General features: G+C 40.3%; 19 protein-coding genes. 13 read left to right on the top strand and 6 right to left on the bottom strand.

Features of this window, described 5'->3' with window-relative positions:
- Positions 1–203: 203 nt before the first annotated feature.
- Positions 204–1004 carry a molybdate ABC transporter substrate-binding protein gene (gene modA / locus ACEYW6_RS22910; RefSeq protein WP_412981570.1) on the bottom strand — a complete coding sequence of 267 codons (801 nt, stop codon included), beginning with the start codon at positions 1002–1004 and terminating at the stop codon, positions 204–206.
- A 266-nt stretch (positions 1005–1270) separates the two neighbouring features.
- Positions 1271–2890 (bottom strand): cyclic peptide export ABC transporter, encoded by a 1620-nt coding sequence (locus tag ACEYW6_RS22905; protein WP_412981569.1) that lies wholly within the window; start codon positions 2888–2890, stop codon positions 1271–1273.
- A gap of 215 nt (positions 2891–3105) precedes the next feature.
- Here ACEYW6_RS22905 and ACEYW6_RS22900 point away from each other — a divergent pair, with 215 nt between their 5' ends.
- From ACEYW6_RS22900 to ACEYW6_RS22880, 5 genes are all read left to right on the top strand, one after another.
- Positions 3106–4761, top strand: a complete 1656-nt coding sequence (locus ACEYW6_RS22900; protein WP_412981568.1) for a B12-binding domain-containing radical SAM protein — start codon at positions 3106–3108, stop codon at positions 4759–4761.
- A 343-nt stretch (positions 4762–5104) separates the two neighbouring features.
- On the top strand, positions 5105–5248 hold the full coding sequence (locus tag ACEYW6_RS22895; RefSeq protein WP_412981567.1) for a hypothetical protein: 144 nt from the start codon (positions 5105–5107) through the stop codon (positions 5246–5248).
- Positions 5226–5492 (top strand): hypothetical protein, encoded by a 267-nt coding sequence (locus tag ACEYW6_RS22890; RefSeq protein ID WP_412981566.1) that lies wholly within the window; start codon positions 5226–5228, stop codon positions 5490–5492. The genes ACEYW6_RS22895 and ACEYW6_RS22890 overlap by 23 nt, the downstream gene beginning before the upstream one ends.
- Before the next feature lie 138 nt (positions 5493–5630).
- Positions 5631–6257 (top strand): CDP-alcohol phosphatidyltransferase family protein, encoded by a 627-nt coding sequence (locus tag ACEYW6_RS22885; RefSeq protein ID WP_412981565.1) that lies wholly within the window; start codon positions 5631–5633, stop codon positions 6255–6257.
- 128 nt (positions 6258–6385) lie between these two features.
- A complete protein-coding gene (locus ACEYW6_RS22880) occupies positions 6386–6691 on the top strand; it encodes an IS4 family transposase (RefSeq protein WP_412981564.1) in 306 nt (101 codons plus the stop codon).
- 534 nt (positions 6692–7225) lie between these two features.
- On the opposite strand, the gene ACEYW6_RS22875 is transcribed toward ACEYW6_RS22880, so the two are convergent.
- Together ACEYW6_RS22875 and holA are read right to left on the bottom strand one after the other, a co-directional pair.
- Positions 7226–7708: a DUF4168 domain-containing protein gene (locus ACEYW6_RS22875; RefSeq protein WP_412981563.1), complete on the bottom strand. Its 483-nt coding sequence runs from the start codon at positions 7706–7708 to the stop codon at positions 7226–7228.
- A 109-nt stretch (positions 7709–7817) separates the two neighbouring features.
- Positions 7818–8807 carry a DNA polymerase III subunit delta gene (gene holA, locus ACEYW6_RS22870; RefSeq protein ID WP_412981562.1) on the bottom strand — a complete coding sequence of 330 codons (990 nt, stop codon included), beginning with the start codon at positions 8805–8807 and terminating at the stop codon, positions 7818–7820.
- A 211-nt stretch (positions 8808–9018) separates the two neighbouring features.
- Between holA and ACEYW6_RS22865 the strand changes: the two genes are divergently transcribed.
- Entirely contained in the window at positions 9019–9807 is a 789-nt protein-coding gene (locus ACEYW6_RS22865; protein WP_412981561.1) for a DUF1868 domain-containing protein, read from the top strand.
- A 247-nt stretch (positions 9808–10054) separates the two neighbouring features.
- Here ACEYW6_RS22865 and ACEYW6_RS22860 read toward each other — a convergent pair whose 3' ends face one another.
- A complete protein-coding gene (locus ACEYW6_RS22860) occupies positions 10055–10840 on the bottom strand; it encodes an RDD family protein (protein ID WP_190896111.1) in 786 nt (261 codons plus the stop codon).
- A gap of 42 nt (positions 10841–10882) precedes the next feature.
- Complete coding sequence (locus ACEYW6_RS22855) at positions 10883–11728, bottom strand: hypothetical protein (protein ID WP_412981560.1); 846 nt, start codon at positions 11726–11728, stop codon at positions 10883–10885.
- 80 nt (positions 11729–11808) lie between these two features.
- Between ACEYW6_RS22855 and ACEYW6_RS22850 the strand changes: the two genes are divergently transcribed.
- From ACEYW6_RS22850 to ACEYW6_RS22820, 7 genes are all read left to right on the top strand, one after another.
- Positions 11809–12762, top strand: a complete 954-nt coding sequence (locus tag ACEYW6_RS22850) for a stage II sporulation protein M (protein WP_412981559.1) — start codon at positions 11809–11811, stop codon at positions 12760–12762.
- A gap of 466 nt (positions 12763–13228) precedes the next feature.
- On the top strand, positions 13229–14242 hold the full coding sequence (locus ACEYW6_RS22845) for a PstS family phosphate ABC transporter substrate-binding protein (RefSeq protein ID WP_412981558.1): 1014 nt from the start codon (positions 13229–13231) through the stop codon (positions 14240–14242).
- Positions 14243–14358: 116 nt separating this feature from the next.
- Entirely contained in the window at positions 14359–15273 is a 915-nt protein-coding gene (gene pstC, locus ACEYW6_RS22840) for a phosphate ABC transporter permease subunit PstC (RefSeq protein WP_190896119.1), read from the top strand.
- A 1-nt stretch (position 15274) separates the two neighbouring features.
- Complete coding sequence (gene pstA, locus ACEYW6_RS22835) at positions 15275–16198, top strand: phosphate ABC transporter permease PstA (RefSeq protein WP_412981557.1); 924 nt, start codon at positions 15275–15277, stop codon at positions 16196–16198.
- Positions 16192–16986, top strand: a complete 795-nt coding sequence (pstB, locus tag ACEYW6_RS22830) for a phosphate ABC transporter ATP-binding protein PstB (RefSeq protein WP_412981556.1) — start codon at positions 16192–16194, stop codon at positions 16984–16986. The genes pstA and pstB (ACEYW6_RS22830) overlap by 7 nt, the downstream gene beginning before the upstream one ends.
- 1158 nt (positions 16987–18144) lie before the next feature.
- Positions 18145–18924: a phosphate ABC transporter ATP-binding protein PstB gene (gene pstB / locus ACEYW6_RS22825; protein WP_190896125.1), complete on the top strand. Its 780-nt coding sequence runs from the start codon at positions 18145–18147 to the stop codon at positions 18922–18924.
- 185 nt (positions 18925–19109) lie between these two features.
- Positions 19110–20399, top strand: coding sequence for an NYN domain-containing protein (locus ACEYW6_RS22820; RefSeq protein ID WP_412981555.1), 1290 nt, complete (start codon positions 19110–19112; stop codon positions 20397–20399).
- The last annotated feature ends 56 nt before the right edge of the window (positions 20400–20455 follow it).

Raw genomic sequence — 20455 nt, 5'->3', positions numbered from 1 at the left:
TTATCATTTTCAATAAGACTATTTTGAGTATTTTAACTGGTTGACAAAATGCACTTTATCTTAACCTCTCACGGATGGGGGGAAAGGGGAAAGGGAAAGGGTTTGAATTTCCCTTTCCCCTTTCCCCCTTAACCTTTCCCCAGAGTAAAAGAGAGATTATTGGGTTTAACCGAAAAGTATTGCCTTGTTATCTGCATTCTTCATCAACGCACAATAAACCCATATTTTTTGAGTACAGTTTTGGCTTGACTGCCAGATAGAAACTGGACAAATTCTTTGGCAGCAGAAGTATTTTTACTGCTTTTAATTATTGCGATCGGATAGACAATTGGTGAGTGAAACTTATCGTCAGCAGCGACTACAACTTTTACCTTGTTGGAAATTTTGGCATCAGTGGCATAAACTAAACCTGCTTCGGCATTACCACTTTCTACGGCTGCCAAGACTTGACGCACATTGTTAGCAAAAACCAATTTTGGTTTAAGCTGATCATAAAGTTTCAATTTCTTTAAGACTTGCTCCCCATATTGACCGGCTGGTACACTTCTTGGTTCACCGATCGCAATTTTCTTAATCTTGCTATCTGTTAAATTGTAGAAGCTACTGATACCAACAACATCCTGAGCCACAATCAAGACTAGACGGTTATTTGCTAGGTTAGTAAGGCTACCTGGTAACAATAGTCCTTTTGCTTCTAAGGCATCTACTTGCTTTTTGGCACCAGAAATAAAGATATCCGCTGGTGCACCTTGCTCAATCTGTTGCTGCAAAGCACCTGAAGCCCCAAAATTATAAGTAATGTTGATATTTGATTTACTTTGTTGGTATAAAGGCTTAATTTCTTCCAGCGCATCTTTTAAGCTGGCAGCTGCGGACACGAGTATGCTGGTGCTTGATTGTGCTATTACAGGAGAAGGAGAAGGAGTAACTAATGGTAAACCAATTGCTAGGAGCAAGCCTGCAACTGCTATACCCAAAAAGCCAAGAATTTGTCTTCTTTTCATAGAAAAGGTGCTTGAGGGGTTTTTTCCAAAAATTGATGCTACGTAGAATCGTACCAGTAATACCAACATTTAACCAACTTTATCGGTAAAATACCTAAAAAAGAACAAGGGTTGTTGCATCAGTTTTTTGGAAATCCCTTAATTTGGCGATCGCTTCCCTATTCGCTCAAAAAAAAGATCAAAATATCATAATGTGGCTTAGATTTAGATGGGGTTGAGAGCAACAGATAAATTTATTCCTTCCTTTCCCCTGCCCCCTTCCCCCTTCAAGTCTTGTCGTACTCTATTTGTCCATAGTCAAGTTTGATAATTCGGTTTGCTAAATGAAAATAGTGATCGTCGTGGCTAATCACCAGCACTGTTTTGCCGCGCGATCGCAGTTCTGGTAGTAGCTGAGTATAAAATACTTCCTTGAATACTGGATCTTGATCAGCTGCCCACTCATCAAATAGATAAATTGGTCGATCTTCTAAGTAAGCTGTGAGCAAAGCCAGCCGTTTCCGTTGTCCTTGAGAAAGTGCTGTGGTGGAAAGTTGCCCATTTTCAACTTTAACTTTATGGTCTAGTTGCAGTTGTTTTAAATATTTTGTAGCTTGAGCATCCAAGTCAGAATTTTTTAATCCTAAAAGTTCTTCAAATAAATAAAAGTCGGAAAATACTACGGAAAAATGCTGGCGATACCATTCTCGTTTCTGTTCGCTAATTAACTCTTTATCAAACAAAATTTCGCCTTTTTCAGGGATGTACAGTCCAGTAATTAGTTTAGCTAATGTAGATTTACCGCTACCATTACCGCCGACAATGAAGACTAATTCTTGAGGATACAATGTCAGGTCGATAGGGCCAAAGATAAAGCTATTATCTTCTTGATCTGTGTAATAAGTGTGGGTAACACTTTTAAATGTTAAGCTTTGCCAGTCAGATTTAAGGGCAGGTGGAACAGTCGATATTTCAGTTCGACTAGCTAGAGATAAACCCAGTGAATCGATTTTTTGCAATGCAATGCTGGCTTTGCTTAATAAGGGAAGTTTGCTGATGATGTTATCCATTGGTAACACCAAGTAAGTAAAAGTCAAAATGTAGCCAGAGAGAGTTTCGGGATTAATGGTAAGCAGATTAGGCAGTGCAAACAGTACAAAACCGAGGGCAAAGAAGAATATGAGTTGACCCCAACTTGAAGTTATGGCAAAAAGGGTTAGACCATTAACGTTGTGATGACGAAACTCGCTAGCAGTTGATTGCAGTTTTTCTTCTAAAAAGTCTTCGCGCCGCCTGTAATTTAGCTTGAGTTCCTTGACTCCTTCGGTAATGGTGCGAAAATGTTTAAATAGCTGATCTTCATCTTCACGAGCTAAGGCCAGCAATTTGCCGCCTCTATTTAATAACCATTGACAACTAGCGATCGCTACTACTGAAATTCCACAAACCATCAACAATACTAACCAAGAAAGCCAAGTTATATACGTTATGCAACCTAGGACGATCGCTAAATTAATAAATATAAAAGGCATCTGATAAACAGCATTGGCAACCGCTTGAATATCTTCTGTAAGAGTTGCCAATAATCGAGGATTCCCTAAACTTTCCAGATGACTTAACTCGGAAGCAAGAATTTGGCGACTCAAACGCATCCGTAATTGCAAAACTGCATTCTGAGAAAGGCGGATCAGCATCACTTGGGAAATGATGCTGGTAATCAGTGCAACTATAGCCAGCCCCGCAAAACCCCAAGTTATGGATGTGAGGCGGGAAGCACTACCGCTACTTGCAGCACGGCTAATTAAGGCAATCAAGCCAGCACTACTACCACCACTCAGGAATCCGGTAGCGATCGCGATCGCTACCATCCCCCACGAAGAACGCAAAAGAAAATAAATCAAATTCATGATAGATGCCTATGCCCCATGCCCCATACCCAATGCCTCATGCCCTATTTTCAAGATAGTTGTTTGCAAACCAATTGAGGTCGCGCTTTTAGGGTAAGTTTTCTATCTTACAGTTAAAAACTTCTGAAATATCACGGTAAGCTAGTTGGAATTACAGCTAATTATGTCAATAAACTGTCAAATTAGCTGCTCAGTTTTCCAGGGTGAAATTTGCGATGACTGTGAATCTAAAGTCTTTAGAGAACCCAACTTATATAGCGGCCGATTCCAAAACCGCTCCTGTCACTCAAGGAACCCGCTACGTTCCTTCGCACCATCGACGCATTTTGTGTATCTTTCCCAAGTACAGCCGCTCCTTTGGTACTTTTCATCACGCCTACCCACTTATGGGTAATGTTCGGGCTTTTATGCCACCCCAAGGTATTTTAATTGTGGCTGCCTACTTACCTAAAGAATGGGAAGTGCGGTTTATTGATGAGAATGTCAAATCAGCAACGAGAGCTGATTACCAATGGTGTGATGTGGTGATTGTGAGTGGAATGCATATCCAAAAACCACAGATTAATCAAATTAATGAACTTGCCCATCGAGCCGGCAAAATCACAGTTGTAGGTGGCCCTTCAGTATCTGGTTGCCCAGAATATTATCCTGAATTTGACATTTTACATTTGGGTGAGTTGGGAGATGCAAGCGATCGCATGATCGAGTATCTAGACCAAAACCTGGAACGTCCTCAAGCGCAAATTCGCTTTGAAACCAAGGAACGTTTGCCTTTAACAGAGTTTCCCACTCCAGCTTATCATTTGCTGAATATCAATGATTATTTCCTGGCAAATGTGCAGTTTTCTAGTGGTTGCCCTTATCACTGCGAGTTTTGTGATATTCCCGAACTCTATGGCAACAGTCCCCGGATGAAAACACCAGAGCAAGTAGTCGCTGAGTTAGATGCAATGCGACAATCTGGTAATTTGGGGGCAGTATATTTTGTCGATGATAACTTTGTTGGCGATCGCCGCGCCGCCATGAAGTTACTTCCTCATCTGATTGACTGGCAAAAACGCAATGGCTACCCCATCCAGTTTGCCTGTGAAGCAACGCTCAACTTAGCTCAAAGTCCAAAGCTGCTAGAGATGATGCGTGAAGCTTATTTCTGCACAATCTTTTGCGGTATTGAAACACCCGAACCAAATGCTCTCCACGCCATTTCCAAAGACCAAAATCTGAGTATGCCAATCTTAAAAGCAATTCAGGTTTTAAATAACTATGGCATGGAAGTAGTATCAGGAATCATCATCGGGTTAGATACAGATACACCAGAAACAGCAGACCGAATTATCGAATTTATTCGGGCATCTCAAATTCCCATGTTGACAATCAACCTACTTCATGCATTACCAAGAACTCCTTTATGGCGGAGGTTAGAAGCAGAAGGACGACTAGTCTTTGATGAAAGCCGCGAATCAAATGTGGAGTTTTTGATGCCCTACGAGCAAGTTGTTGAGATGTGGCGGCGCTGCATTACAACTGCTTATGAGCCAGAATTTTTATATCAGCGGTTTGCCTACAACATGGAACACACCTATCCAAACCGCATCGAAGTACCTAACAGCCCATCTCGCACTTCTGGGGCGAATATTCGCAAAGGTTTAACTTATTTAGCTAATATTTTGCTGCGGATAGGCTTATTTAGTAACTATCGTCAGACTTTCTGGAAAATGGCCAAGCCAGCATTGAAAGCAGGTAATATTGAAAACTTGATTCATGTTGGACTTGTCGGACACCATCTAATTAAATTTGCCCAAGATTGCGCCAAAAACGAAGAATCAGCTTCCTTCTATTCCCAAAAAATCCTTACCAAAGTTCGTAGCTAATGTAACAAGCAAAATAGATTTTGAGAGACTGAAAGTCATATTTCACCATTGCTGTGTGACTTACTTCTTCTTTAAAATTGGAGATTTGCCAGAGGTGCAAGTTAAACAGAATCTCTCTAACTAAATGAGAGTTAGAACTATATACGGAACTCTATAAAAGTAACCTTAAAGACACACGCGCCATACTTCCTTGGAAAGACGCAACCACACTGCTATCTGCGTAACATTGTAAGGGTTAAAAGCCTACAGTCTACGCAGAACTGTTTGGTAGCGAGAGAAGCAAGCCATAGCAAGCGAGTGTGGAGCAGTTACATAGGAGTTTAGGACGGTTTTGAACAGCTCGTTGACCCGACCCCTGGCTGTAATGACAGGTGCCTCCAACGGCATCAGTTACGAACTCGCCAAACAGTTTGCCCAAAACGGCTTTGATCTCCTAGTCAATGCTGAACAGCCCCGCAAACTCAGTGAGCCTGGGTCAGCTAATTAACCTCCTACATGCAGGTGATGCTTACTTTTATCGGCACGAGATGGACTCATCCAAAAGACGCTGCACGCCAGGTTTGCGTGCTTACCAATGGATGATGGAGGTGGATCGCAAAGCTCGGTTGCTCAATCAAGATCGGCTACGCGCCTTATCAAGCGATCGCAATAAGGGCGTGCGCCTCTTCTGTAGTAATGATGCTATCGAGTTCAAAGCGTTCGCTGACCAATCCAGCGGCTCTCAAAACTAGAAATTTCATCCATCAATGAAGAGTTTCACACAATGGACAATTTGTAGTCATCTTAAATAAAAATATATAACTTTAGATGGATGTGGTAATTTACAGTGTTATCGATATTCAAAGACCACATCAAATTCAAGTTCATCTATGAACATAAAGCCTTGGGATGCTCAACTGGCTTACTGGCTAGTTAGACCTTTAAAAAACAGTTGGGTAAACCCCAATCATCTGACTACAGTGCGGCTTGTGACAGGGTTGGCAGCTGCCGTAGCGATGTCTATGACGGGCTACGCCAACGCGGTTGGTAATGCCATCTGGGCTAACATTGGGGCATGGCTATTTGCTTTATCCAACTTTCTAGATCACACTGACGGTGAATTAGCTCGTCTGAGTGGGAAAAGCACTAAATGGGGACATCAGTACGATCTTGCTAGTGATGCCATCATCCACATTCTTTTATTTGTGTGTATTGGATATGGTCTTAGGGAGGGAAAATTTGGTGGGTGGGCGTTGCTTATGGGGATAGTATCTGGCGTATCTGTTGCTTGCATCTTTCATTTGCGAAACCAAATGGAACAGCGCCTAGGTAAAAACGCCAGCCGTCAACCAAATTTCGCCGGGTTTGACATCGAAGACGTGCTGTATTTGTTTCCCATAGTTACTTTACTGGATGGACTAGAGCTGTTACTAATGGCAGCTACAATTGGTGCGCCAACTTTTGCTGTATGGGTAATTTGGCAATTTCGGACACTCCCGCAGTCTAAACCAAACTAGATAAGGAAGCAGGGGGAGAATAAATAATTATTAATGAAGCTTGAAACTGAAATTTATAAAGCTATAGCAATTGTTGATTACCAGAAACTTCAAGCTAAGTTTCAAGCTCAGAGGATGTTTGAAAAGTCATGATTGATGTGTCAAATATTTTGCTGTGGCTAACTTACTTAGCTCGTGATGAGCCTGATGCTAGTTGTGAACAGGTTTTAGCACTTCACGAATGGCAAGTCCTGTATGCGTTCATACATCACCAACTTTATCCTCATCCAACACCACCGACTCTGGCTCAAGTTGTCGATTGGATTGCTCGGCTCGGCGGGTTTTTAGGTCGAAAAAGCGATGGCTCTCCTGGTGTGAAAGTTCTCTGGCGTGGATTGAGTCGATTACATGACATTGTTGAAGGTTGGCTTGTTGGTCAGTGTCTTAAGAGTTAATTATGTCCTGATTCTCTACTCAGTTTACTAAGGGTGTTGTCACTCTGACATTTCTTATCATGAGTTTTTTAGACTGAGATAGTTATGAGAAAGTCACACTTTTTCAAACTCTCTTACTTCTGACACCCATTTTCTCCAGTCACTGGTACTTTTTCCTCTTTCTTCTTACTGCATAACTACTCGCTTTTGTCAACTTTTCTGTTAAGAAAGATGTTGATAATGGATAGCTTGCAAAGGGGGGATTAAGGGGGGGTGATTAAAATCACAGTCAAACACTTTTCAAACATCCTCTAACGCTTGCTTCCCCGCAGGGGTACACTATCCGCTTTTGTGTTCAGAATTAATGGCTTTATTTATTATTGATAAAAACTGATTTGGAAAATGCAATAGGTTATTAGCCATTAATCTAGTATCCACCAACAAATATTTGATGAATCAATGTAGTGTTTTTTAGAAAAGCAATACTAGCCCTCGCTTTCATGCGGGGGTAGTTATTTTTAACATGCTCCTCTCTAATTTTTATGTTAGTTCTAACTACGGAGAATCAGGAGTTTTTTGCAGGCGTAATAAAGTATTGTAAACCTGCCGTTTTAAGATATTGTTATTTTGTAGCTCTATAGTAATTTTGTTGAACTGATCAATACTCAAACCATTATCTTGGACAATTTTTTGAGAGCGGGTACAGTAATTCACTGCGATATCTTGAGCCTTCCTTGGAAGACCATTTAAGCTGTTAGAATCGTTACAAACAATCTTGGGAATTTCTCCATTGCCAATAAGTTTTTTAATTTCTTCAAAGGCATTTTGACGTGCTGGCTCCATTGCTAGCACGGCTTGAGCGTAGCTGTCGATTTCAGTATTGTTAACTATTGGTGCTGGAGCTTGACCATAAGCTTTTGAACTCAATGAAAAAGCGTTGGAAATTACACCCGCAGTAGCGATCGCGCCGAAAAAGAATGATTGGGAAAGGATTCGCTTTCGGCTAGGACGAGAAAAGAAATCGGAAATTTTCTTCATATAGTGTGTGACACAGAACTACATCAGGGATATTATAAGAACTTTGAATTATTTTCAGAGTTGGAAGTTCCGGCAACTGCTCAATACATCATGCTTTTATATTTGATTGTCAACTTCCTCGGCATACTTGACACAGTTCGATAACTTTAGTCTGGAATGTTGACATTTCTGATGCTCCTTGCTTGAGACTCACTTCTAACTCCAGTAGTAGGGGGAAGCAAGATATTAACTGTTGCACAGAAAGCAGCTTGATTTCTTGCTGTAAGAAGTAGATGCGTTTGGGATTACCGATATCAGCAGCAATAGCGATCGCTTGTTGATTGCGCTCCCCACTTTCTATCATAATCTTGACCCAGAGCCACGTGCGAAATTGTCCAATGAGTGTGGCAACTATCCGTAATCCCGGCTCGGAAGCATTGATCAAATCTGCCAGTGTTGTCAAAGCTTTAGCTGTATCCCCTGTTCTAATTGCTGCTGCTAATTGTAAACTATTTTGGGTAGTATTTCTTACTAACTTGGTAACAGTATCTATGTCTAAAGGCTTATTGCTACCTTGGGCATATAGCCGCAATTTCTCTAACTCATTGTAGAGCAAACGTGTATCATTTCCGACAGAATCAGCCAACAACTGGGCAGTATTAGCAGTAAGTTTCACGCCCACAGTCTGAGCTGCTTGATTAACAGATTGCACCAGTAATTCAGTTTTCCAAGGGGGAATGAGGGGAAATTCTCGGAACTCCGTGGCAAATTGTTTTAACAATTTCGTAGATTTGAGGCGTTCATCTGGCTTGTTGCGACTGGTGAGCAAGAAAAATGAGTTTTCGGGAATGACTGGTAGCGATCGCACCAATTCTGCTAAAACATTCTCTGGACAGTGTTGACACAAGGTTGTATTGATTAGCCATACCAAGCGTCCACCAGCGCCAAAAGTGGGTGTCATGACCTGATTTAACCCCTGAATAGCGGCATCAGCTTGATCTGGGGTGAATGAAGTGTAATTAAAACTTATCCATTGGGGATCGAGGACGCGATCGCGCAGCATAGCGATCGCCTTTTCTATGGCAAAATCATCTTCACCCCAGTAAACATAGATTGGCATAGGTAAACCTCCTATTAGATGGGGTTATTGGGCATTGGACATTGGGAATAGGTAAAGAATTTAACTTTTGATCTTCTGCCTCTTGCCCCTATGCCCCTCATCCCCCGATAAGCTTCCATTACACCCAAAAACTAAATACTTTTGAAATCATTCTCTTAATCAAGGTAATTTTCCCTAAAATCTATCAAGTGAGAGCGTGAGGCTATGAAGATTGGACGACAACTATCAAACTTACTTAAATCGGTTAGCACGACTGACGCTGCCAGAAACCCACAGATCCCAAGTCCAGCATATCCAGGAATCTTCTAAATTTCAGCCACATTCTGGGTTGAGACAAGCAGCGTCCTTTCCTGGCTATACGCTAATTACACCGCCCGCAGGAGAAGAATCACAAAACTCTGCTTTCTATGCCAAATTACAGACTTACCAACAGGAACTTTTACAGTTGCCTGTAAACCGTGATTTGATTGTGCCTCTACCTCCTGCTAGCTTCCATCTAACTTTAGCGGATTTAATTTGGGACAATGCTTACCTTGATGCCTGCGAAAAAAATCCCAAATTTGACGAGGAGTTACACTCTTGTTTAGCCGAAATGTTTCAGCAATATCAACAATTGATGACAAATAGGAGTCATCCGATTAAATGGCAAATGCTGGGACTGATACTGATGCCAAGAGCTGTAGCCGTTTGTTTAGTACCTCAAGATGAACGCTGCTACGAGGAAATTATTAAATTTCGTCGAACAATTTATCAAAATCCCAAGTTAATTGCTTTGGGTATTGAGCAGCATTATCACTTCACAGCCCATGTTACTTTAGCCTATTTTGGGGAGGTTCCATCTGACTTAGACCGCACAAGCTTTAGCACAATGCTTTCTCAAATGAATGAACAATGGCTGTTGAATTTGCCAGAATTTTTGATCAATCGCGTCGAATTGCGAAAGTTTGACAACATGACACGCTATTATCGTGAACCAGACTGGCCGATTTTAGATTTTTGACCTGAAACCGGATCATCTGAACAACATGAAACTTGGGTTTACTAATATAGCGGTTTTCAGTTGAGTCCAATACAGAGCTAACAAGAACAGCCCCTTTCCTACCTCTCCCTAACCCTCTCCTACGAGGAGAGGGAAACGGAAAAACTTTTGTTGCTAGAAGGGGAGTAAAATTCAAAGCCTCTCTCCTAAAAGGAGAGAGGTAAAACTGTATTGTACATAAACGAAAAGTGCTATAGTTTTTTATTATCTAAAATTCTGGTTGTTGATATCCGAGGTAAACAGCTTCTAAAAAAACATCAGGTGTAACAGCTTCTGGCAACTTTTCTAAATTAATAATAGCTACAACTTGCTCGGCTAACTTTAGCGATAGCGAGGCTCTTGCCTTTAATGACATTGCACCACGTCGCTGCAAATACTCACGAATCACAGCAAAATCATCTGGCATCAATGGTGATAAATCGGCAATTTGTACTAACTGTTCATGAAGTATCTTTGCCTGTTCTGAAAGTGTCAATGTTGCAGATGCAGTGGGTGTTTGAGCTTGAATCACAATTGTCCCAGCGGCCAAATCACCTAAGCGCTTTTCGCGGCTACCCAACATAATTAAAAAAGCGCCAATAAACAAAGTTTCATCAAAGGGTCGCAGTAAAGCACGTAGCGTTGCTTGTTGTAGACCGATTAGTCTGCCATCATCTCGAACTACGCGAATTTTAGCAAACCGTTTACCAGGAGTTTGTCCAAACCATAAGGTTTCAAAAAAGACAAAATAGCTAATGTAAATTGCAAAAGCGATCAGAAAGAAAATTGCTATTAACCAAAGTCCTAAATTCTGAGCATTTGTAATTAAATCCTCAAAAAAATTGAACAATTGTGTCGAAAAAACAGTCCAGGTAAGGAAAAAGACAAGCAAGGTTACAGCCAAAACTGTATAGTCAATCAGGAGTGCCAAAGCTCGATTACCGATTCCCGCTAGAGTGAATTCCAACTCTACACTTTCTGGAGTCTGGAATGTGATGCGATTAAAAAAGCGCATATAACTAATTCAAAATTAATAGAGTTGGATTAGGGTGTTGAGTTAACGAAAATCTTGCGAGGGAGGTTCTCGTAATTGCAAACCTAGACCCTCACGCCGACTACGCAAGTCCAAGTATAAAACAGCTTTTAGTGCTTGCCAGAAGGGCATAATTAAAATTCCACCTATCAAGCTTCCAATCCAAGAAATCAAATACACAATAGAGTAGATGGCAGAACCTTGTTCAAGCCTTATTAAAAATAAGCTAGGTATATAGTTTAATACAAACAGCAATGGCAATGTAACGATAAAAGCAACTAAAACAACGCCCTGAATACGAAATACTGAGGCTTTAGTTAACTCCCAACTTCTGGCAACACTTTCGCCACCATTGATATTTTCTTCAACTGCCAGGGGCACTTCAGCTACTATCCAACGGGAGTAGAACCAAGTTAGTCCTAACAATACAATGCCTGCCGTTACAATTATTGCCAATGTGGTTGCAACTATAATGCTGGAAGTTCCTAATATCCCTCCTAATACTACTCCGATCAAGCCAGCGATCACACCGCCTACGATCGCGAGTCCAAAATAAACTACCAGTAAAGATATACCTACTTGGAAACCAACTCTCAAAAATGACCACAGACGTGGATTGATATGGCTGCTGGCTGTTTGAACACCTTCAGGTTGGTAAATCAATTCTCCAAAAGCCAAGCGAGAAATTAGTCCAGAAATGGCTGCATATTTTGCCCAGCCATAAATCGGAACTAGAATCCACAAGTGAGCGATCGCAGCCAGATTAAGATAAGTTTTTAGATGAGAACGATACAAGCGTACCGCAGCACTGACAACGTTACCGATACTCAGTGGTTGTATCTGACCGGGAGATCCAAAGTTTTCAGACATAATGGCAAATTTTCCTTGAAACTACGGAGATGAATGTGAGGTTATCTTAAGCTAAGTTAAACTCAGTGTTCCCAAAATTCATGAATATTCAACGTTGGATTGCACGACGAGAAGCAAATTGGCAGCGTCTGGATGCCCTACTAAGGCAGATAGAAAAAAAAGGGTTAAAGTCCCTACGGGCAGCAGAAATTAGAGAGTTAGCGAGTTTGTATCGTTCCGTAGCAGCAGACTTGGCACGTGCCCGCACTCAGCAAATCGGTAATACTTTGATCCAAAGTTTACAATCTTTAACAACTCGTGCGTACACGCAGATTTACCAAGGTTCGCGGCGACAAGAATGGCAGGCAATTCTAGAATTTTACCGCTGGGGATTACCATCTGTAGTCCAGAAAACATTTGTATACATTGCTGCTGCAACGGCGCTGTTTCTACTGGGGGCATTAGTGGCTTGGTGGTATTCTTGGCAAAACCCCAGCTTTATGCCTTTGATCGTACCTGAAAACTTGATTACCAAGGTGCGAGATGAGCATAAATTATGGATGGGGTCAATTGTCGGCATTGAACCCCTGGCATCCAGCGGTATTATGATCAATAATCTATCGGTGTCTTTTGGGGCTGTCGCTGGTGGGATCACGGCTGGGCTATACACAGCCTATTTGATGGTATTTAATGGCTTATTGATTGGTGCTGTTAGCACTTTGGTGGGTCAAAATAATCTGGCTTATCCTTTTTGGGCGTTTGTGTTGCCGCATGGTTCCTTAGAATTACCTGCGATATTTTTTGCTGGGGGTGCAGGATTTTTATTAGCAAGAGCAATTGTATTTCCTGGTAAATATCGCCGTGGGGAAGCACTGAAATTATATGGTTCTCAGGCGGTGCAGCTAGTATTTGGGATTGTACCAATGTTGATTATTGCTGGTGCGATCGAAGGCTTCTTTTCACCTAATCCCAGCGTCCCTGATGCGATTAAATATTTGTCAGGAATAGGATTATTTGTACTTTTGGTAATGTATTGTAGCCGCAAGAAATCATGAAAAGACGAACAAAGGCAGTTAGTTTTGACTCTGCCTAGAGTGATTGAAGAGCGATGTTAACTAGCTATAGCGAATGTTATTCGCTATAAATTAATAGTACTTTTTTAAATCAGTTTTGAGGGTTTGTAGTAAGCACTAAAGTGCTTAAAAAATAAGGACTAAATTTCATGCTATGCCACTATTTTTAGTTCTGACTCGCTCAATAAGAGCAGTTTAAATATTTTATCTTATTGATGTATTGTTATTTGCTGCTTACCTAGCTCAGTTCTGCTATATTTTGGCTGAAAAATATATCAATCTTGATTAACCTTTAATTAACTAAAATTTAACTCACACATTAACTGGTCATGTCATCTTCTTGACTATGGACATTCCGTTAATTCACTAAACTTTTAACTAGAAAAAATAGTTATGTATTGAGGTGAATTAACGGAAATTTAATGTCCAACAAACTAGGAATGTTTTTATGAACAAGATGAACTTTAAGCTTAACAGCCTGACAGTATTAGGTATAGTCTCATTAGTAGCCGCCACCTTTGGTGTATCAATATCTGCGGTTCATTCCCAAAGCGTCAGCACAGTTACAGTTGATGGTTCTAGCACCGTTTTCCCAATTACGGAAGCAGCAGCAGAAGACTTCCAAAAGGCGCAAAGAGGTAGAGTCAGAGTTACAGTGGGCGTTTCTGGTACTGGCGGCGGCTTCAAAAAGTTCTGTCGTGGCGAGACAGACATTTCTGGTGCATCTCGTCCCATCCTACAAAAAGAAATCGATGCTTGTAAAACTGCGGGGATTCGTTATGTTGAACTACCAGTAGCTTATGATGCTTTAACAGTAGTGGTTCACCCCCAAAATTCCTGGGCAAAAAATCTCACAGTCGCCGAATTGAAGAAAATGTGGGAACCTGGGGCACAGGGTAAAGTCAACAACTGGAATCAGATTCGCAACGGATTCCCCAATGCACCACTGAAGTTGTTTGGCCCTGGTGCAAACTCTGGAACCTTCGATTACTTTACCGAAGCTGTTGTTGGCAAAGCCAAGTCTAGCCGGGGTGACTTTACTGCTAGCGAAGATGACAACGTACTTGTACAAGGTGTTAGCCGTGATAAGAACGCCCTTGGTTACTTCGGTTATGCTTATTACGCAGAAAATAAAAATAAACTCAAGGCAGTACCAGTTAACGGCGTATTGCCTTCGGAAGCGACAGTGAAAAATGGTAGTTACAATCCACTATCTCGCCCCATTTTTATCTATGTCAGTTCTAAGTCTATTGACAAGCCAGAAGTAAAGCAGTTTGTGCAATTTTACTTGCAGAATGCAGCTAAGTTCTCTCAAGAAGTAAAATACGTTGCCCTGCCAGCGTCAGCATATACTACCGCCCAGAATCACTTCAATAAAAAGAGATATGGCACGATTTTTGGTGGACAAGAATCGGTTGGGCTGAAGATTGAAGAATTATTAAGCCGTGAAGCTAAAGAATAAGCCTAATTGTCAATTTTGAATTAGTTCAAAATCTGCAATTCATCAAAGGGAGGTGTAGTACCTCTCTTTGCCTATTTCAGTTCAATTCATTATCTCAGGAGCGATCGCATCCCAGCATGAGTAGTGCAAAACAAACTCAACTTTCTCGAAAGCTAGTGCGTGATTTGCAAGAACGGGCAATTGAGTCTGTCTTGTTTTTGGCGGCACTTTCTTCTGTGGCAACAACAGTAGCTATCCTTGGTATATTATTTTACGAATCTATACTATTTTTCCAGAAAGTATCTTTATGGAAATTCCTTACAGATACTCAATGGACACCTTTATTTGATGACAAGCATTACGGTATTTTGCCGCTGGTGACAGGAACTTTAGTTACCACATTAGTTGCTTTATTAGTAGCAGTACCACTAGGTACGATTATTGCTATTTACCTGAGTGAATTTGCTTCACCCATCGTTCGGGAAATTGTCAAGCCAGCTTTAGAACTGTTGGCGGGTATTCCTACAGTAGTTTACGGTTATTTTGCGCTCTTATTTCTCACACCAATGTTGCAGGTAATTCTGCCAGATTTACCTGGTTTTAGTATGTTAAGTGCGGGACTCGTCATCGGTATTATGATTATTCCTTATGTTAGTTCCCTGAGTGAAGATGCCATGCGTACAGTACCAGCACATATACGCGAGGCTTCTTATGCAATGGGGGCTACCCGCTTTCAGACAGCTTTGCGAGTCGTATTACCAGCTTCTATTTCTGGCATCTCTGCGGCTTACATTTTGGGTATTTCTCGTGCGATCGGTGAAACGATGATAGTGGCTATTGCTGCGGGTGGACAACCCAACTTGACCCTTAACCCGATGGAACCAGCCGCTACAATGACAGCCTACATTGTATCGGTGAGTCTCGGCGACCTACCTCATGGCAGCCTGGAATATCAGACCATCTTTGCAGTTGGACTCACGTTAGTGCTAATGACTTTAGTCTTCAACATCATTGGTCATTTTCTCACCAAGCGCTATCGAGAAATTTATTGATATGACAACTCTTAATATTCAAGAAGTCCGTAAGACTATTAAACGCAATCAGCGATCGCAATATATTTTCAACATTATTGGCATATTGTCAATGCTGTTGGGTATCGTCACATTACTGGCACTATTATTTGATTTAATTACCGATGGTTTCCCACGTCTTTCGTGGCAATTTTTGAGTTCGTTTCCCAGTCGCAGGGCGGAAGAAGCAGGTATTCTCTCCGCTTGGGTGGGAACGCTCTTGGTAATGTTTGTAACGTCTTTAGTAGCCATACCCATTGGTATAGCATCAGGTATTTACTTAGAAGAGTATGCCCGAAAAAATTGGTTGTCTGATGTAATTGAAATTAATGTCACCAACTTAGCTGGTGTTCCGTCGATTATTTACGGACTTTTGGCTTTGGGTGTATTTGTTTATGGGTTCAACTTCGGACGAAGCATTATTACCGCTGGGTTTACCTTGGCGTTATTGGTTTTACCAGTGGTGATCGTTTCCACCCGTGAGGCTCTGCGTGCTATACCAAATAGTATCCGTGAAGCTGCCTACGCAACAGGGGCTTCTAAGTGGCAAATGATTTGGGATCATATTTTGCCTTACTCAACAGGCACAATTCTCACTGGGATTATTGTTGCCTTGGCACGAGCTATTGGTGAAACTGCACCCTTAATTACCATTGGTGCGCTGACATTTATAGCCTTCTTACCAGAACCACCAATTACTGGGCAGTTTCCCTACATCTCATTCTCTTGGTTACTCGCTCCGTTTACAGTTATGCCCATTCAAATGTTCGATTGGGTATCTCGTCCCCAAGCTGAGTTTCAGGTGAATGCAGCAGCAGCAGGTATTGTTCTAATTGCTATTACTTTGGCTATGAACGCTGTAGCAATTTATATTCGCTATCGTTTACGCAAAAAAATCAAATGGTAGAAATTGCATCATCAACCCTAGAAAAATCCATCAAAGCTTCCGTCAATTATCTGAATTTCTACTACGGTGGAACAGTCCACGCTCTCAAAGACATTAATCTGTTAGTGGGTGAAAAACAAGTAACGGCGCTGATTGGCCCTTCTGGATGTGGTAAAACCACTCTGTTACGTTGTTTCAATCGAATGCACGATCTATATCCTGGAAATAGCTATAAAGGGGAAATCACTCTCGAACCAGATGGGATTAACCTGCTCAGTAATAAGGTTGACCCAATTGAAGTGCGGATGCGGATTAGTATGGTGTTTCAAAGACCTAATCCCTTTCCTAAATCCATTTATGAAAATGTGGCTTACGGTTTGAAGGTGCGGGGTGAATCTAAACGTACAATCCTTGATGAGAAGGTAGAGAAAGCTTTGCATGAGGCAGCTTTGTGGAACGAAGTAAAGGATCGCTTGAATGATTTAGCTTTTAACCTTTCTGGTGGTCAACAGCAGCGGTTGTGCATCGCCCGCGCTTTGGCGACTGACCCTGAGATTGTTCTATTTGATGAGCCGACATCAGCTTTAGACCCCATAGCTACCGCCAGCATTGAAGAGTTGATTGATCAATTGAAAGAAACAGTGACGATTTTGATTGTGACTCATAATATGCAGCAGGCAGCTCGTGTTTCTGATTACACTGCGTTTATGTATTTAGGTGAGTTGGTGGAATTTGATCGGACAGAAAAGATTTTTAATCACCCATTGATGCAACAAACGGCAGACTATGTGAATGGTCGTTTTGGATAAGAATATTTTATAGAAAACTAAAAGCTTGCTATATCTAGTTTATCGCTCCTTCAAGCGATGTCTACGGGCGGGTAAAGCGATCGCACTTTGCGAAAAAGCGCCTGCGATCGACAGGCGCTTTATTTTTTTATTTTTGTAGGAAATTTAATGATGATTAGAGTTTTTAAGTATCTAGTGAGTCTCTAAGGCTAAGGATATAACAAAAAATCTTAAAACATAGACTATACAAGCATTTCAAACCCACATTCCGTACTTTTAACTTTCACAGTTCCTACGATGGTAGTAAACTAGTACACTGTAGCGGAAGTTTGCCCTAACTTTATTTAACAAGGGGATTTTGCCCGTTCCGAGATTTAGTTTACCCCAGACATAGCTTCCAAAAGCTGAAAATAGTTGTTGCATTTTACATACAGCGGTTCTCGTTTACGTGAGGTACACCCGTAGGGGCACGGCACTGCCGTGCCCCTACACCTGGCGATATAATGTTGTACCGCATCTGAGTGGGAACCGCTATATTCTTCTATATTATCTTGAATAAAAAGCACCGGAAAGTTAATTAATGAAGTTATTCTAGCTAAACATAATCGACATTTTATAGCAGTTGAGCCAATATTTTTAATTAAAAGAAAACACGCTATCTAAATATTGTCAAAAATTTTCAAACTGAACTATGACAACAGAAAAACGTAGTTAAAAATATCATGAGATGTGAGGCATTTTTTAGCAACTAATCTTTTTAATGAGGAGGTACTAATCTAATTATTCAATTAAGTAGGATTACAAAACACAAAAATTATAAAAATGATATACGATTTTGATTTTTAAAAGAATCTTTGCTTTTTACTGATAATATTTTATCAATTTTTCAGAAAGGTTAAGTCATGAAGATATGACGAGTCAGGGCAAGCAATCTTTCTACTTTCTCCCTTAACCAAGAGGTATTAGTCAATGTTGAGAAGGTGGTAGAAAACGTCTGTAAAAAATAAATTTTGGGACACAGCATTATATAAATATCTACTAACCACTTATCTGCTGGATGACTACTGTATAGCTACGTAATTTCCATGAATATCTCATTTTGGGAGTAACATAGTGAAACAGCGTTGCTGATTTGTACTGTTTTACTGAATCAAGTTTTGTTTCACACGTTTTGGGAATATGAGTAAACTAATTCCAGCCATCAGAGTCAAAAACTTCAGCTTCTATTACGACACTCAAAAGATAGTTGAAGGCGTGTCAATGGATATTTACCAAAACCAAGTCACGGCAATTATTGGTTCTAGTGGTTGTGGAAAGTCTACTTTTCTTAAATCGTTAAATCGCATGACTGAATTAGAAGGAGATGTGAGGGTTGAAGGAAGAGTAGAATTTTATGGGCAGAGTATATATGAGCGTCGTGTCAACATCAATCGCTTACGTCGCCAAGTAAGTATGGTTTTTCCCAAGCCAAATCTTTTTCCCATGAGCGTTTACGATAATGTTGCTTATGGGGTGAAATTAGTTGGATGGCATCCGAAAGTAGAATTAGATGGAATCGTAGAATCTGCCATCAAAGCTGCCGAACTTTGGGATGAAGTCAAAAATAAGCTGCACAAGTCTGCTTTAGAACTTTCTGGTGGTCAACAACAAAGATTATGTATTGCCCGTGCTTTAGCAGTCAAACCGAATGTTTTGTTGATGGATGAACCTTGTTCAGGTCTTGATCCTACTGGTAGCATGAAAATTGAGCATTTGATCCATAACTTACGCTCTGAGTTGACAATTGTAATTGTTACTCACAATATGCAGCAAGTTGCTCGCCTATCTGATTTTACGGCTTTCTTTTATAGTAATGAAAATCGTATAACTCAAATGGTTGAATTTGGTACTACAAATAAAATCTTTACTAACCCTGTGGATTCTCGCACTCGTGACTATGTTTTCGCCCGCGTTAGTTGAAGCATTTCTCAAATTCTAGTTATTCAGAGAGCCATAACATAGTGCAAGTGGAAATGAGGAGTTAAATTTAATTTCCGCTTGCTTTGAGTTTTTCTTGTGTTCAGCAATACGAACTGAGGTTGACAGTATTTTTTATACTATATACTTAAAGAGAAGTATCTGCTCTAGACCACCTGAATCACAAAATGAAATGTCCCCGGTGCGAATCTACTTTATATCGGAAAAATGGTCGTCGGAATGACAAGCAGAATTACCTCTGTAAAAATTGTGGTAAACAATTCCTTGAGCCTGTATTCCCTCATTCTCTAGAAGGTGAGTTGCTTGTTAACAGCAACGGGCATAGTAAAGTATCTATATCTGAAGCTAAAGATTTTTTTTTAGTAAAAAACCTATCAGAAGAAAAATTTACAGAGAAAAGTCTTAGCCCTTTTAGTTTTAAATTAGCTGAAGAACTGCTGCAAACGATATTATCACCTAATTGCCTAGAATCTGCTGCGTTCAATCAATTACTCCTCAAAATTCAGCAAAAAAATGAAATTAAACCTCAGCTAGAAATAGGAATCTCTCTTCTACTTTTGGATGCAGAAAACTTAAAATTAGATGTGAATTCAGAATTATTTTTAGCTAGTGTATGCAAGTATCCTCTCCAAGTGAAAATAGCATTTGCTAACTGGAGAAATCCAAGTACTGGTAAGCAAGATGTTGAACTATATAACCGTGGCTATCAACTTGTCCATGTACCTGGAGGTAAGGACAGTGCTGATGCAAAAATGATCGCATTTGGTTCTTGTATTTTATACTCTTATCCAACAGTTAAAGAAATCTTAGTCTGTTCTGGCGATGGAATTTTTATCCACCTTTGTAACCAACTCCAAAACCAAGGATTGATTGTCTATTGGGTACGTAGACAAGGACAAAATTTGCATATAGAAAACCGGAATACTGGCAAAATTACTGATTATTCCTTAGCAATGGCAACAGAAGTTCCATCCTTGGAAAAAGTGGTTGATACAATTCAAGATTTAATTAAAACTGAACAGGAATCAATTAATGCTCGACTAGACAGTTTAGTAGCTGTTGCAACTTTATTTCAAGAAAGGTGCGAGATCAATATTAAAGATAATCCAAAAAAAACAGAAGCTGAGAAAATAATTCCTATTTTAAATGACTCATTTACAGAATCTATTCAAGAAGAAGAGAAAAAAGAAGATTCATCGGTAAATCTTAATGGAAAAACATTAGATGAATTACTATTAAAAATTATTCAAGATATACAAACAAAGTCTCCTCAAACTACATTATCTGTGTCTAAGCTAGGCTCAGAGTTACGGAAAATAACCGGAGAATCTCCTAATTCAATTATTAAAAAATTAAAGTTAGGTTCCAATTTTACTAAATATTTAGAATCATCTCCCATATTTACATTAAAGGCGAGTGGCAAGGAATACGAGGTAACAGCACTACTCTGCGAATAGATATTTTCTGGATGTTTACGTACAACCTGAGCCTGTAATTCAGTATTATGTAAAAA

It is taken from the genome of Nostoc sp. UIC 10607 (assembly GCF_047228265.1).
GTDB lineage: Bacteria > Cyanobacteriota > Cyanobacteriia > Cyanobacteriales > Nostocaceae > Nostoc > Nostoc foliaceum_A.
This window is presented reverse-complemented; position numbering and strand designations above follow the sequence as displayed.

Coding starts and splice junctions, on each gene's coding strand:
- modA (WP_412981570.1), bottom strand. CDS start 1,004: ATGAAAAGAAGACAAATTCTTGGCTTTTTGGGTATAGCAGTTGCAGGC.
- ACEYW6_RS22905 (WP_412981569.1), bottom strand. CDS start 2,890: ATGAATTTGATTTATTTTCTTTTGCGTTCTTCGTGGGGGATGGTAGCG.
- ACEYW6_RS22900 (WP_412981568.1), top strand. CDS start 3,106: ATGACTGTGAATCTAAAGTCTTTAGAGAACCCAACTTATATAGCGGCC.
- ACEYW6_RS22885 (WP_412981565.1), top strand. CDS start 5,631: ATGAACATAAAGCCTTGGGATGCTCAACTGGCTTACTGGCTAGTTAGA.
- ACEYW6_RS22880 (WP_412981564.1), top strand. CDS start 6,386: ATGATTGATGTGTCAAATATTTTGCTGTGGCTAACTTACTTAGCTCGT.
- ACEYW6_RS22875 (WP_412981563.1), bottom strand. CDS start 7,708: ATGAAGAAAATTTCCGATTTCTTTTCTCGTCCTAGCCGAAAGCGAATC.
- holA (WP_412981562.1), bottom strand. CDS start 8,807: ATGCCAATCTATGTTTACTGGGGTGAAGATGATTTTGCCATAGAAAAG.
- ACEYW6_RS22860 (WP_190896111.1), bottom strand. CDS start 10,840: ATGCGCTTTTTTAATCGCATCACATTCCAGACTCCAGAAAGTGTAGAG.
- ACEYW6_RS22855 (WP_412981560.1), bottom strand. CDS start 11,728: ATGTCTGAAAACTTTGGATCTCCCGGTCAGATACAACCACTGAGTATC.
- ACEYW6_RS22850 (WP_412981559.1), top strand. CDS start 11,809: ATGAATATTCAACGTTGGATTGCACGACGAGAAGCAAATTGGCAGCGT.
- ACEYW6_RS22845 (WP_412981558.1), top strand. CDS start 13,229: ATGAACAAGATGAACTTTAAGCTTAACAGCCTGACAGTATTAGGTATA.
- pstC (WP_190896119.1), top strand. CDS start 14,359: ATGAGTAGTGCAAAACAAACTCAACTTTCTCGAAAGCTAGTGCGTGAT.
- pstA (WP_412981557.1), top strand. CDS start 15,275: ATGACAACTCTTAATATTCAAGAAGTCCGTAAGACTATTAAACGCAAT.
- pstB (WP_412981556.1), top strand. CDS start 16,192: ATGGTAGAAATTGCATCATCAACCCTAGAAAAATCCATCAAAGCTTCC.
- pstB (WP_190896125.1), top strand. CDS start 18,145: ATGAGTAAACTAATTCCAGCCATCAGAGTCAAAAACTTCAGCTTCTAT.
- ACEYW6_RS22820 (WP_412981555.1), top strand. CDS start 19,110: ATGAAATGTCCCCGGTGCGAATCTACTTTATATCGGAAAAATGGTCGT.